Origin of the sequence: Pseudalkalibacillus sp. NRS-1564 (assembly GCF_050467905.1) — a bacterium.
GTDB lineage: Bacteria > Bacillota > Bacilli > Bacillales > Guptibacillaceae > Guptibacillus > Guptibacillus hwajinpoensis_B.
Genome location: NZ_JBITPM010000046.1, coordinates 1 through 13,428 on the forward strand (window position 1 = coordinate 1; position 13,428 = coordinate 13,428).

At 38.8% G+C, this 13,428-nt stretch carries 13 protein-coding genes and 1 other annotated feature; of the genes, 6 read left to right on the forward strand and 7 right to left on the reverse strand.

Annotated elements, in window-relative coordinates; translation table 11 throughout:
• Positions 1-29: 29 nt before the first annotated feature.
• A complete protein-coding gene (locus ACIFPW_RS20510; protein ID WP_430246939.1) occupies positions 30-353 on the reverse strand; it encodes an MGMT family protein in 324 nt (107 codons plus the stop codon).
• A gap of 141 nt (positions 354-494) precedes the next feature.
• Here ACIFPW_RS20510 and ACIFPW_RS20515 point away from each other — a divergent pair, with 141 nt between their 5' ends.
• The gene (locus ACIFPW_RS20515) at positions 495-2,078 is read left to right on the forward strand and encodes a BCCT family transporter (RefSeq protein WP_430246940.1); all 1,584 of its coding nucleotides are present in this window, start codon (positions 495-497) and stop codon (positions 2,076-2,078) included.
• Positions 2,079-2,255: 177 nt separating this feature from the next.
• Positions 2,256-2,459, forward strand: a binding site (T-box leader).
• A gap of 71 nt (positions 2,460-2,530) precedes the next feature.
• Positions 2,531-3,874 (forward strand): sodium-dependent transporter, encoded by a 1,344-nt coding sequence (locus tag ACIFPW_RS20520; protein ID WP_430246941.1) that lies wholly within the window; start codon positions 2,531-2,533, stop codon positions 3,872-3,874.
• Positions 3,875-3,928: 54 nt separating this feature from the next.
• Here the strand turns inward: ACIFPW_RS20520 and ACIFPW_RS20525 are convergent, their stop codons facing one another.
• The 3 genes from ACIFPW_RS20525 to cls all read right to left on the reverse strand — a co-directional run bounded on the left by ACIFPW_RS20525 (position 3,929) and on the right by cls (position 7,704).
• Positions 3,929-5,530 (reverse strand): peptidoglycan D,D-transpeptidase FtsI family protein, encoded by a 1,602-nt coding sequence (locus tag ACIFPW_RS20525; RefSeq protein ID WP_430246942.1) that lies wholly within the window; start codon positions 5,528-5,530, stop codon positions 3,929-3,931.
• Between the two features lie 25 nt (positions 5,531-5,555).
• Positions 5,556-5,978, reverse strand: a complete 423-nt coding sequence (locus tag ACIFPW_RS20530; RefSeq protein WP_430246943.1) for a hypothetical protein — start codon at positions 5,976-5,978, stop codon at positions 5,556-5,558.
• A gap of 280 nt (positions 5,979-6,258) precedes the next feature.
• Positions 6,259-7,704, reverse strand: a complete 1,446-nt coding sequence (cls, locus tag ACIFPW_RS20535) for a cardiolipin synthase (RefSeq protein WP_430246944.1) — start codon at positions 7,702-7,704, stop codon at positions 6,259-6,261.
• A gap of 257 nt (positions 7,705-7,961) precedes the next feature.
• Between cls and ACIFPW_RS20540 the strand changes: the two genes are divergently transcribed.
• Both ACIFPW_RS20540 and ACIFPW_RS20545 read left to right on the forward strand, forming a co-directional pair.
• Positions 7,962-8,099 carry a hypothetical protein gene (locus ACIFPW_RS20540; RefSeq protein WP_194222070.1) on the forward strand — a complete coding sequence of 46 codons (138 nt, stop codon included), beginning with the start codon at positions 7,962-7,964 and terminating at the stop codon, positions 8,097-8,099.
• A gap of 172 nt (positions 8,100-8,271) precedes the next feature.
• Positions 8,272-8,907 (forward strand): FMN-dependent NADH-azoreductase, encoded by a 636-nt coding sequence (locus ACIFPW_RS20545; protein ID WP_430246946.1) that lies wholly within the window; start codon positions 8,272-8,274, stop codon positions 8,905-8,907.
• Between the two features lie 53 nt (positions 8,908-8,960).
• Here the strand turns inward: ACIFPW_RS20545 and ACIFPW_RS20550 are convergent, their stop codons facing one another.
• The 3 genes from ACIFPW_RS20550 to ACIFPW_RS20560 all read right to left on the reverse strand — a co-directional run bounded on the left by ACIFPW_RS20550 (position 8,961) and on the right by ACIFPW_RS20560 (position 11,366).
• Positions 8,961-9,170 (reverse strand): cation transporter, encoded by a 210-nt coding sequence (locus tag ACIFPW_RS20550; protein WP_430246947.1) that lies wholly within the window; start codon positions 9,168-9,170, stop codon positions 8,961-8,963.
• Positions 9,171-9,293: 123 nt separating this feature from the next.
• On the reverse strand, positions 9,294-9,680 hold the full coding sequence (locus ACIFPW_RS20555) for a DoxX family protein (protein WP_430246948.1): 387 nt from the start codon (positions 9,678-9,680) through the stop codon (positions 9,294-9,296).
• A 69-nt stretch (positions 9,681-9,749) separates the two neighbouring features.
• On the reverse strand, positions 9,750-11,366 hold the full coding sequence (locus ACIFPW_RS20560) for a M20/M25/M40 family metallo-hydrolase (RefSeq protein ID WP_194222073.1): 1,617 nt from the start codon (positions 11,364-11,366) through the stop codon (positions 9,750-9,752).
• Between the two features lie 152 nt (positions 11,367-11,518).
• On the opposite strand from ACIFPW_RS20560, the gene ACIFPW_RS20565 reads away from it, so the two are divergent.
• Complete coding sequence (locus tag ACIFPW_RS20565) at positions 11,519-12,304, forward strand: glycerophosphodiester phosphodiesterase (protein WP_430246950.1); 786 nt, start codon at positions 11,519-11,521, stop codon at positions 12,302-12,304.
• A 76-nt stretch (positions 12,305-12,380) separates the two neighbouring features.
• Positions 12,381-13,400, forward strand: coding sequence for an NADPH dehydrogenase NamA (gene namA, locus ACIFPW_RS20570; RefSeq protein ID WP_430246952.1), 1,020 nt, complete (start codon positions 12,381-12,383; stop codon positions 13,398-13,400).
• The last annotated feature ends 28 nt before the right edge of the window (positions 13,401-13,428 follow it).

Genomic DNA, 13,428 nt, shown 5'->3' on the forward strand with positions numbered 1-13,428 from the left:
GGGTTTTGTCCCAGCCTCTTCTTGTTTTATTAACCATTGTCTCGCAGAGCTGGCTCATAGCGATAGACAGTTAAATCAACTTTTGAATTAGGTAGAAAGACAATCCCTTCTCCTTCGAGCAACATTGTCTGATCAATAGAGCCTTCTTCCGTTTTGATACCAATTTCCCCTTTTGCGTTGATCACACGATGCCATGGGAGTTTATACTTCTGACTCATTGAATGGAGAATTCTAACCACTTGTCTTGCTCCTCTTGGACTTCCCGCACACTTTGCGATTTGTCCATATGTCATCACTTTACCAGATGGGATTTTACTAATAATCGAAACGACTTTCTCAGTAAATGACTCCAAATACTTCACCCTCTAATGTAACTTTCTATCCACTTATTATAACAAAACCGAAGTAATTCCAAAAAATAAAAAGCGTTGTATAAAAAAATGTTCGTGCTAGAAACTAAGCTTAATCCGCTATTGCAAAGGAGCTTAAATGTAATGGATAAGCGAATAATTGATTGGCCTACCTTTCTAGGTGCTTTAAGTTTATTACTGCTCGTTACCGTCCCACTTACTCTTTTTCCCGAGAGTGGAAAGGAATTCGTCAATAAAGCAAATGAGTTTGTTACAACCCAATTTGGTGTCCTTTATTTAATTGTCGGTCTCGGTATTTTTTTCTTTTTAATCTATGTGGCATTCAGTGATAATGGACGTGTGCGATTAGGTGAAGAAGGAGAACGTCCTGAATTCAATAATTTTTCTTGGGCAGGAATGCTATTCTGCGCAGGAATAGGATCAAGTATTTTATATTGGGGAACGATCGAATGGGCCTATTATTATCAAGGACCACCGTTTGGATTGGAGCCTGGAACAGAAGAAGCTATCCTTTGGGCAAGTACATACGGCATCTTCCACTGGGGACCAATCGCATGGGCGATCTACACCCTTCCTGCTCTTCCTATGGCTTATTTCTACTATGTTCGTAAAAAACCCGTTCTCAAAATAAGTGAAGCGACAAGACCGTTAATTGGAAACCTTGTTGATGGGCCTTTAGGGACTATTATTGATGTTCTATTCATGTTTGGACTTCTTGGCGGAGCAGGTACAACGCTTGCCCTTGGAACTCCTATGATCGCTGAGGGAATCGATGCTCTGACAGGTATTGGAGTAACAATGGGCTTAAAGACGATGATTCTTATTCTGGTCACAGCCATTTTTGCCATTAGTGCCTACTCAGGTTTAAAGAAAGGAATTAAGGTGCTATCAGATATCAACTTAGTTCTCTCGATTTTTCTGCTTCTCTTTGTTTTAATAGTGGGTCCGACGCGGTTTCTCGTTGAAACGGCAACGAACAGTGTCGGCTTATTGTTAGATAATTTCTTTCATATGAGTACATGGACAGAGCCATTCAATGCTCTTGGTCCATATGATAAAACTGGATTTCCAGAGAGTTGGACCGTCTTCTACTGGGCATGGTGGCTTGTTTACGCACCTTTTGTTGGACTATTCGTTGCCAAGATTTCAAGAGGTCGTTCTATTAAACAAATGATCCTTGGAACCATTAGTTACGGAACACTAGGAAGTTTATTATTCTTTGGTATCCTTGGAAATTATGGACTTCATATGCAGTTAACAGGTGAATTCGACGTCATTAAAGTACTCAATGATCAAGGAGCACCAAGAGCGATAATTGAAACAATTGCTCAGCTTCCCCTTTCATGGTTTATGATTCTCGTTTTTGTTGTGTTAGCGATCATCTTTCTTGCGACGACGTTTGATTCTAGCTCCTATATTCTCGCTTCCGTTGTCCAAAAAGAGGTAAAAGATGAACCCCTCCGTTGGAATCGACTCTTCTGGGCATTTGCTCTTTGCTTAATGCCACTGGTGCTGATGTTTGTTGGGGGACTTGGAACTCTCCAAACCGCAAGTATTGTCGGTGGGTTTCCCCTTCTATTTATCATGATTATGCTAGGTTGGTCGTTTATGCGTGCTTCAACAGCCGATATTAAAGCTTCAGAACACTATGAGCCTAAGACTTTTTCATTAAATTACAAAAAAGATTTTACAGACAATTCGCCGTAAGAAAAATAAGCCGCAAAAAGGACCAGTTGATGCGCATTTTGAAGACGATAAAAAAGACAACTAACTTTTCGGCACCTGATTCAAACTAAAAACATGTTCTTGATTATTTTTCCATATCGAAATTCATATTGACACTTTCAGTTGGTCATGATAAAAATTGAATAACTCTATAATAATTGAACTGCTTTGAAGGAAATTAAGTAGCCACCTTTTCCCTATTGAAGAGAGCCGATGGTTGGTGAGAATCGGTATATAAAAGGACGTGAATTTCATTTCTGGAGCTTCTTTTGCAATCGCAAAAGACGGTGAAGATCGTTACACTATGAAGTGGTGAGTTCATCTCACAACCAGGGTGGTACCGCGATAACAATCGTCCCTACGGATAACGTAGGGACGATTTTTTTGTGGCATAACGTGATCAGCATTCAATACAAATTGAAAGGAGAAACAGCATGAGTCAAAACGAACAGTGGTCATCAAGACTTGGATTTATCCTAGCTGCAGCAGGTTCTGCCATCGGGCTTGGCGCAATTTGGAAATTCCCTTATACAGCAGGTCAGAACGGAGGCGGGGCTTTCTTTCTGATCTTCATCCTATTCACCTTAATTCTCGGTCTCCCTCTTTTGCTTGCAGAGTTCTCTATTGGAAGAACTGCTCAAAGTAATGCGGTAGATTCTTATAAAACCATTTCTCCTGAATCAAAATGGTATCGTGTAGGAATTTTGGGCATGATTACATCCTTCATCTTGTTATCCTTTTACAGTGTTATTGGGGGGTGGATTATTGCCTACCTGTTTAAAGCGGTGACAGGAGAGCTAAATGGACTATCTTCAGATGAATACGCTCAGGTTTTTGGGACGACCATTTCGAATTCATTTATTAGCATATTCGCACAATTCATTTTTATTATATTAACAATTCTTGTTGTAGCAAGAGGTGTTGAAAAAGGAATTGAACAAGCAAGTAAAATTATGATGCCTGCATTATTTCTTCTCTTTATTATTCTTGTCATTCGTGCGGTAACGTTAGAAGGTTCGATGGACGGGATCTTATTCTTGCTTCAACCCGATTTCTCAAAAGTTACATCACAAACCATACTTGAAGCAATGGGGCAATCTTTCTTTACATTAAGTGTTGGTGTATCCGTTATGGTTACTTACAGTTCTTATTTACCAAAGACGCAAAGCTTACCACGCTCAGCGATCTCGATTGTCGCAATGAACATTTTCATTGTATTGCTTGCTGGTCTTGCGATCTTTCCCGCTGTATTTGCTTTCGATCTTGAAGCAGGCGCTGGTCCCGTTCTATTGTTCAATGTCCTTCCGACAGTCTTTGGGCAATTACCGTTCGGCATGCTCTTTTTCATTGCATTCTTAGTTCTTTTCTTATTTGCAGCATTAACCTCCGCCTTCTCTATGCTTGAAATCATTGTATCGGTGATATCAAAAGGCGATCTTAAGAAACGAAAAAAATGGGCATGGATTATCGGACTTGCGATCTTTGTTGTTGGAATTCCATCTGCCCTATCATACGGCGTTTTAAGCGACGCGACATTATTTAATAAAACGATTTTTGATTTAGCTGATTATGCAGTAAGTAACGTTTTGTTACCAATAGGAGCTTTGTTAATTTCACTATTTGTTCCATTAAAAATGAAGAAATCAGCACTCTATGAGGAATTAAAACGTGGAAGTGGCTTAAAAAAAGGATTGTTTGAAACGTGGTATTTTCTTATTCGCTTCGTTGCACCTCTTCTTATTTTGTTCGTCATGTTAGATGTCCTTGGTATCTGGTAGTATGAGTAAAAGCCTCACCAATCTGGTGAGGCTTTCTTGTTATATCATAATCTGTTATTCAGCATCTTCCTCTTCACCAGGAGAAGCTGGTTTTGGTTCGTCTTTAAGATCAAAATAAGCTTCAAATAATCGTCTAGCTATGTCTTTATTTACTGATTCATTTCGATCACTACTTAAGCTAGGGACTACAACGGCTAAAGCAATTTCAGGGTCCTCATAAGGAGCATAGCCAACAAAGGTTAAATTAAAACCCTTAACCTGATTATCATTACCGAATGACACCTGAGCAGTCCCTGTTTTACCCGCATGAGTGAAATCTACTCCCTTAAAATACTTTGTCGCTGTACCATTGCTAGCATTCGTCACTCGCCATAAACCATTTTGCACTCGATTTATATCACTTTGACTCATTTGAATACGATTCATTACGTTTGTATCGAACTGATCCACGATAATATTGGATAACCCATCGACATTTGAAGCTTCATGAACTTCTTTTAAAAAGTGTGGTTGAATTCTTTTCCCATCATTTGCAATCGTTGAAATATACTGAGCCATCTGCAAGGGGGTATACGTATCAAACTGACCAATCATTAAATCCATTAAGTTACCAATTTGCTGAATGCCTCCATTGATTCCTGTTGTTTCAATTGGCATATCAATTCCCGTCTTATTACCTAATCCAAATTGATTGAAGTGATAACGAACAGCATTATAGCCATCTCGATTCCAAGGAATCCCGCTTGTGTCTGGAACATAATCAAACCCTGCTATCATCATAGCGATTCGGTACATATACACGTTGGAGGATCTCTCTAATGCTTCCACATCATTTACCCACCCTAAGTTTGCATATGACGCTTTCTTGGGGGTAGAAGGAATAGATATTGGAGTATCGAATAGAGTTGTCCCATGGCTAATCACACCCGTTTCATAACCCGTTAGGACGGACGCCCCTTTCACCGCTGATCCCATTTCATATGATTCTGAAAGGGTCCCATAGGAATACTCGATATACTCATTTTCTTTCGAGCTATATTTTGTTCCACCAAAGGCTAATACTTCACCCGTTTCTGGGTCCATTCCAATCGCATACGCACGATCAGCGTATGGGTTCCCACGCGCTCTAGCCTTTCTTAATTCCTCTTCAAGAATTGTTTCAAGCTTCTGCTGAAGATCTATATCTACTGTAAGAACGAGATCATTCCCTCTTTTTCCTGGAGTCACCTCAGGTTCACCTATTGGTTTGCCTGATTTATCCGTTACGTACTTCTTCATCGCTTTCTGCCCTCTTAATAAATCCTCATACTGCTTCTCAAGATAGCTGATGCCTACAAGATCATTATTGTCGTAGCCTTTCATTGTATAGGCATCTAAAGATTCTTTAGGGATTTGTCCTAGATTACCAAACATCGTCTCCATCGTTTCATCGTATGGATAGACACGTTCGGCATCTGGTGAGATATCAACTCCAGGAAGCTCTTCTAGGTTCTCGCTCACTTTTGCGATTTCTTCTCTCGTTAATCCTTTTTTAATTGCCTGAGAAGAAAGCGCATACCCAGTATCCATTTGTCTTTTAATTGCAGCTATTTTTAGTTCCTCTTGATCACTCGTTATCTCTTTAAGATCTTCTTCTTTAATCCGATCAATTTGCAATTGATATGCTTTTTTAGAATCAAGATCATTCCTTTCTTCTTCCGATAACTTCTCCTTTGCCTTTTTCTGGTCTCGTGATAATCCAAAAATCCTTTAAATCTCGTTCAGTCACTTTATCTGTATCCATTTCAATAAATGCTGCTAACTTACGAGCTACATCAAGTCTTTCCTGCTGTTTCGTGTTCTGATTTCGGATATACGTTAATGTAAACGTTGGTTCGTTATCAACAAGTACTCTTCCATACCGATCATACATCTTCCCTCTTGGCGCCGATGATTTCGCTGTCACATTTTCTGTTTGCTCTGAGATTCGCTCAAAATCTTCCCCTTGCACAATTTGAATCACACCAAGCCGTAGGATTAAAACAGAAAACAATAAAAAAACAAAAAGAAATAAGATATTCAGCCGAAATGGCACATGTGTTTTCTTCATTTTTTCTTTAATCATAAAGGCCCCCCACGACATTTCCTTATCTTCCCAACTATCATAACATAGGTTTATTAGGACTTTTTTCCTCATTAGAAAATAAATAGAATTTCTTAACACCAAAATAAACGCTTACTCTCTCTATAGTTAGACGATTCAATACGTTTGAATGGTTCAATTTAAAGTGTAAAAGTAGCTATGTGTGATCGATTCAGACCTTTTTACGCTTGTTTCTCCGTAAAGACATAACAAAAGGAGCGTGTTTCGTTAACACACTCCTTTACGTATTTCTATTAAGATCTTATAGTATTGGCGAAAGCAAGCGTGAAATTGATTCTTTAAAACGTATCCAAAGCGAACGTTCAAGATATCCCACTTCTGTTAGTTCCTCACTCTTCTTCATATCATTTATGAAAATATTCTCCAGTTTCTTAGAGATTTCCTCATCATAAATAAAGGCATTCACTTCGAAATTAAGTCGAAAGCTACGAACATCAATATTTGCTGTTCCTACCGAAGATATTTGGCTGTCAACCGCTATAGTTTTAGCGTGTATAAACCCGTTCTGGTAAATGTAAATTCTAGCTCCCGCTTTCAGTAATTCTCCCACATAAGAATAGGTTGCCCAGTAGACAAACAAATGGTCAGGTTTATTAGGAATCATTAACCTCACATCAACCCCGCTAAGAGCCGCTATACGTAAAGCATCTAAAAGACTTGCATCTGGTATAAAGTAAGGGGTTTGAATGAATATGGTGCGCTTTGCTGATGTAATAAGCTTAATGTACCCATTCTTAATCTGTTCCCATTCTGAATCTGGTCCACTACTGACGACCTGCACACCTGCTTTTCCAATCGATTCGATAATAGGAAAATAACAAGATTCATACCCTACTTTGTTCCGAGCAGCATGATTCCAATCTAAGAGGAACCGTGTTTGCATAGCGAGCGTTGCACTTCCTTCTATTCGTAGATGTGTATCACGCCAATACCCAAACTTCGGATTTAAACCTAAGTACTCATCACCAACATTAAACCCACCAACATAGCCAAGTTTCCCATCAATAATAACGAGCTTGCGGTGATTTCGGTAATTCAAGCGAGTATTGACATATGGAATTCGAGAAGGGAAAAACACCTCCACTTCTCCTCCCGCTGCAATTAAATCTCGGAAGAATCGCTTCCTTGTTTTTCTTGAACCCATTTCATCATAAAGAACACGTACCTTCACACCTTCTTGTGCCTTTCGAGTCAACTTTTCTACCAGTTTTCTACCAAGATCATCTTTTTGAAAAATATAGTATTGAAAGTGAATATGATCACTCGCACGACCAATATCCTCAATTAGTGCGTTGAATTTTTCTTCTCCATCTGTAAAAACGCTTATTGCATTATCCTGAGTAAGTACTGCGTCATCATTTACAAGATGCATATAAATAAGATCTTTATGTCTGGCAATTTCTTCATGTCTAAATGGATAAATCCCACTTTTAATCTCACTAACTTGTTCCTCAATTAAATCCTCGATTCCTACTTTTTTAATATTATCCCAATCAAATAATCTTCTTCGACTAAGGTTTTGTCCAAAAACTAAATACATCACAAAACCAAGGAGCGGAATAAAAAGAAGGACCATTAGCCAGGCCCATGTGGCACCAGCATCCTTCCGTTCCAGGAAAATAACGAGCGCAGCAAAACCAAGATTTAGAACGAATAATATTCCTAATAAAATCGATATAATGTGCATAAATCATAACTCCTTTATTAACCACAATGACAAATTTTACTCTCTAATCCCTTAAGTTTACCTTATTTCTAAACTGTTATTAAGATTAATTGTGAAACAAGTGAATCCTTTCCATATTTCATCTCATTATTAAGTGATTTTATCCATTTTCTCTTGTTAGTTGAAACAAAAAATATTGAATTTTATTACATAAAAGCTATTCCACTTCTTCTTTTTTCCAAGTAAAATAGAAGCAACAAATACAAGGAGGAGTTAAAATGAATGGTAAACCAATTCATTTCGATGGAAGCTCTGTTCCCTCTGTAACTTCAGCTAAGAATCAACCTCTTAAAATCACTGATGACGTTCGAAAATGTATCAGCTGCAATCCATTTCAACTGCCACCAACTAAATAATTCTTCATAAAAGCCTTGCTCATTTAGCAAGGCTTTTATGACTTTAACATTGATTTAATTACTATGAGGCAAATTCCTTGAATCAATCTTACGTCTGTTTTATAATTTGTCTTGAATTAAGAATAACTCAATTCGAGATAATCGGAACGAATAGGAAAGGAATGAATCTGTAATGGCAAAAGTTTTATACATCACTGCTCATCCACACGATGATACTCAATCTTATAGTATGGCAGTAGGTAAAGCATTTATAGAGACGTATAAGCAAGAAAATGAAAACGATGAGGTAGTTCATATAGATCTTTATAGTGAGCATATTCCTCAAATCGATGCTGATGTGTTCAGCGGCTGGGGAAAATTGCAGTCAGGAAAAGGGTTTGAAGAACTATCAGCAAGTGAGCAAGAAAAAGTACAGCGTCTTAATGAATTAAGTGAAGAATTTATTGAAGCAGATAAATATGTATTCGTTACTCCACTCTGGAATTTCTCTTTCCCTCCAGTAATGAAAGCCTATTTTGACTCTGTATCTGTGGCTGGTAAAGCCTTTAAATATACTGAAAATGGCCCTGTAGGTCTTTTAACAGATAAAAAAGCCATTCATATCCAGGCACGTGGTGGCGTGTATTCTGAAGGTCCCGCTGCTGAAATGGAAATGGGTCATCGTTACTTCACAACGATGATGCAATTCTACGGTGTTCCAGAATACGAAGGACTCTTTGTAGAAGGTCATAATGCTATGCCAGATAAAGCAGAAGAAATTAAACAGGATGCTATTGCTCGTGCAAAAGACACTGCACATACATTCTAATCTCGATATTTATTCACGAAAACCAGCTGAAGAATTAATTTCAGCTGGTTTTTTTATACCTTCACATCATACCCCTGCTTTTCCACTACTTTCTGTATATCTGAGGTAGACACTTCATTTTTATCATAGGTTACTTTAGCATTTCCTTCCTTGAGATGAACTTCTACAGCCAAAACTCCATTCAATTCTAGTAAAGCAGTCCGAACGATCACCATACAATTTTCTCCAGTCATTCCTTTAATCTTCAAAGTTGTTTTTTCCACTCCTTGTTCACCCCTCCAGTTGTTAAGTTGACTCTATTCTTCCCCTATTCTTGTTAAAGTACTATGTCCAAAAATTCAAAGCTAGAACTTTCAATTATAGCAAAAGACAGCAGGGGAAATTCCCTAACTGTCTTTTTGAGCTGCGGCCCAGAATACCCACCAGATCAATAATGGTTGGAAAAGTAATCTCACCCATAATAATACTTGATTTGCTTCATCTTGCCCTGGAGCAGGTACGCCAGCAATTGCTGCATAAATATTTGCTGGAAAAATGGCGATTAAATATATGACCGTCCACAATCTAGCCTGTTTTCGTGTGGAAGGAACAAGTAGAAGAATCGCTAATACGATTTCTATGATTCCAGTTAAATAAATGAGGCCGAGTTTAAACGGAACCCAATTGGGTACCATTGCGGCAAAACCTTCACCCTGAAGAAAATGAGCAAATCCTGCAAAAATAAAGAAGAAAGCAAATAAGACGAGCGCTATCATCCGAATCGTTTTTTTCATAAATTATCTCCTTTTCACTTCGATTCTTTCATGATAGCAAACTCACCTTCATTTGTTGAAGGAAAACGCTTAGCGAAGCAGCTCCTTAATTGTATAAGGAAGCATTTCATGAAGCGTTTCAAAAGAATAGGTGAGTTCAAGGCGTTCTGTCCATTTATGCGCATCTTTACCCTTAGGGCCAAGGTTCATGACGGGAACTTTTAGCTGCTCTAAAGCTTCTAGAGGCAATTCGTATGATTGACCATATAACGGCATGTTGCTCATTAATGGTTGGATTGTTTCTTTCGTTCTTTCAAGCCCTACGAAGCTTAAATCAGAAAGTCCTGGAAAATAATGTTGAGGTTTCAGCGTCACCTTATGTTTAGTTGAACTATAAGCGACCACTCGCTGAATGGTTTCCTGAATAAAAGAATCATGCCTGGAAGATACAGCCGGATAAAATGGCGGATTATAAAAAAGGATAATCATCGGACCATCATCTTTACAAAGTGCGGCTAAATCAAAAACCATTCTTGTTGAAAGATCTCGATCGCCTAGATCTTTAAAATTGGCAGATATATAATCTTGCCGACGTTTAATTTCTGCCTCCCCAAACAGCATAACAGCACGTTGGTGCAGCTGCTCATAAGTCAGAACGTTAACCTTGAATGGTTCAGGGACATAGTTTTGGAGCATGGAGAACGCTGTAGCTTTCTCCAAATAGTGATTTTCAATGCGTTTGGCAGCAACTTTGACTGCCTCCATTAATTGATTTGTAATATGCTGAATGCTCCTCTCCATACCAAGAACATTGAAAAGAGTTACACCCACATGCGGAATCTGTACGGAGTATCCTTCTTTTAAATCCTTTTGCATTAAGTTAGTTGGCGGAGGTGTTACCTCCCCATCGACAACTTCACAAAAATCAGCGTTAAGCTCAAGCTCTCTTGTTACTTCAGCAGCCATGTAGTTAGCGTTCAATCCTGAGAACGGCTCACCAACGTGCGTTTCTTGACCGTAACAGAAAAAGCCAGGTAATAGCTTTCCAATTGATCCTGAATAAACATACAAGTTCTGGTCGCCAGGATAATTTGTAAAAACAGGTTCTGAATTTAAGCAGGCAGTATAAATTAAATCATGCTGTTTAGCCATTTCGACAAGTACAGGAACAGCTTCGATCATGCCAAGTGAATTCGCTTCTTCATCAGGAACGGTAAGGAATAAAATATTCCCATCAAATTCACCAAAATTTGCTTTTTCAAGCATACTCATTTGAAGGGCAATCCCAGCTTTCATATCCATGACACCACGCCCAAACATCCACTCGCCACTTGTAAGGTCGTTTTGAACTTCAACCGGCATTTTATCAATATTTTTGTATATTTCTTCTGTAAGATCATATGGACTAAAAGCTAGATTTTTGAATTGTCCGTAGTCTTCTATGTCTACCACATCAAAATGGCTAATTAAAATAACTGTTTTCTTAGACCGTCCTTTTTTAATAAGTCCTGTAACGAAAGAGCGACCATCACTTGTTGGATGAAGAGCGAGCATATTAGGATTGTCTTTGAAATAGTCCAAATCCTGAAGCTGAAGGTGAATATATTCAGCAAGTGCTACCTCCGGATATGATCCCGTTACACTCTGATGTTCAACTAGCCTGGATAGTAAGTACATCAAGGTTTCTTTCGTTTGCCATTTCCCCATCTCATCGCCCCCTCATATGTCTGTTATTTTTGCAAATTCAACCTGTTTTTGGTAGGTTTAATGGGAATAGACGGACTTTTATGAACTCTTTTTCCGTTTATCATATTTTATACATACTAAACCCGAAAAGACCAGCAGAAATGAGGGGAACAATGACAATTATATTCGCTCACAGAGGCGCAAGTAGACAATGCCCCGAGAACACAATAAGTGCTTATCAACGCGCTGTTCATCTTGGAGCAGGCGGAATTGAAATTGATATTCAGCTTTCAAAAGATGGGATCCCTGTCGTCATTCATGATCGAACGCTGAAAAGGACAACATCCGGAAAGGGGATTGTGACACAAACCACTCTCTCTGACCTCAAAAAACTTGATGCGGGAAGTTGGTTTTCTCCCGATTTTAAACATGAAAAAATCCCTTCGTTAGAAGAGGTTTTGTTATGGGCAGCAGACTACCCAGACGTTTGGTTAAACATTGAATTAAAATACTATCGAGAAGACGACGAACAGCTTGCCAAAGTGGCGATTCCACTCATTAAGAAATATCGCTCTGAGAAGAATACAATGATTTCTAGCTTTGAACACCATCGGCTGATAGATGTGCATAAGTTATGGCCAAAATTAGAAACAGCACCTCTTTATAAGGGGAATTTACATGAGCCATGGCATTATGCTAAGAAATTAAAAGCAAAAGCGATCCATCCGCAATTCAAATCAATCCATGCATCACTCGTAAAAGCAGTGCATTCGCATGGCATTAAAATACGTCCTTACACGGTCAATGACGAAAAAGGACTCAGACAATTCCTCGATTGGGAAGTGGATGGAATTATGACAGACGTCCCAGACCTGGCGCTTAATATCATGCATAATAAACAAATTCCTCAACAAAAGAAATCATGGTGGAAAACTGTCTGGAGTGTAGTAACAAAGTAGATCAAGATTTGCGACATCTATTTTAAGACATGCTATACTTTTGGGGTCACGAAAGAAGTAATAAAGGAGCGATTGCATGTCTTCAGCATTATTTACACCATATACTATTAAAAATGTCACCTTCCCTAACCGGATTGTGATGAGTCCCATGTGCATGTATTCATGTGAAGCACAGGATGGTAAAGCCACAAACTTCCACTATATTCACTACACTTCCAGAGCTGTAGGAGGAACAGGCTTGATTTTCACAGAAGCAGCAGCCGTCACAGAACAAGGTCGTATTTCTCCACAAGATCTTGGAATCTGGAGTGATGACCATATCGAAGGATTAAAAAAAATTGTTCATCTTTCTCAAGAACAGGGATCAAAAGTTGGCATTCAACTTGCGCACGCAGGTCGAAAAGCCATTCTGGATGGACCGATTATTGCACCATCTTCCATTCCTTTCAATGAGGAGATGAAAACACCAGAAGAAATGACGGTCGAACAAATTAAGGAAACCATCGTTGCTTTTAGAAAAGGAGCGGAACGAGCGAAGGAAGCAGGATTCGATGTGATTGAACTACACGGCGCTCACGGATATTTAATCAATGAATTTCTATCCCCACTCACTAACAAACGTAAAGATGAATATGGCGGTTCAAAAGAAAACCGTTATTGTTTCTTAAAAGAAACCATTAATGAAGTAAACAAAGTTTGGGACGGACCACTATTCGTTCGAATTTCTGCTGAGGAATACCATGAAGAAGGTAATACAATGGAGGATTTCATTTATTTTTCTGACGAAATGAAAAAGCAAGGCGTCGATCTTGTTGATTGTAGTACTGGTGGAGTTGTTCCTGCGCGTATTCAAGCCTACCCAGGTTATCAAGTAAAGCATGCCGAACAAATCCGAAAGGAATCTAACATTGCGACTGGAGCCGTTGGATTAATTACCCATCCTCTTCAAGCAGAAGAAATCATTCAAAATGAACGCGCGGATCTTGTTTTACTCGCTAGAGAAATGTTAAGAGATCCTTATTGGGCTAGAACTGCCGCAGCTGAACTTGGAGGAGATTTAAAAGCTCCTAAACAATATGAACGTGGTTGGAACTAATGTGTTGAAATAAATATAGATAAAGCGA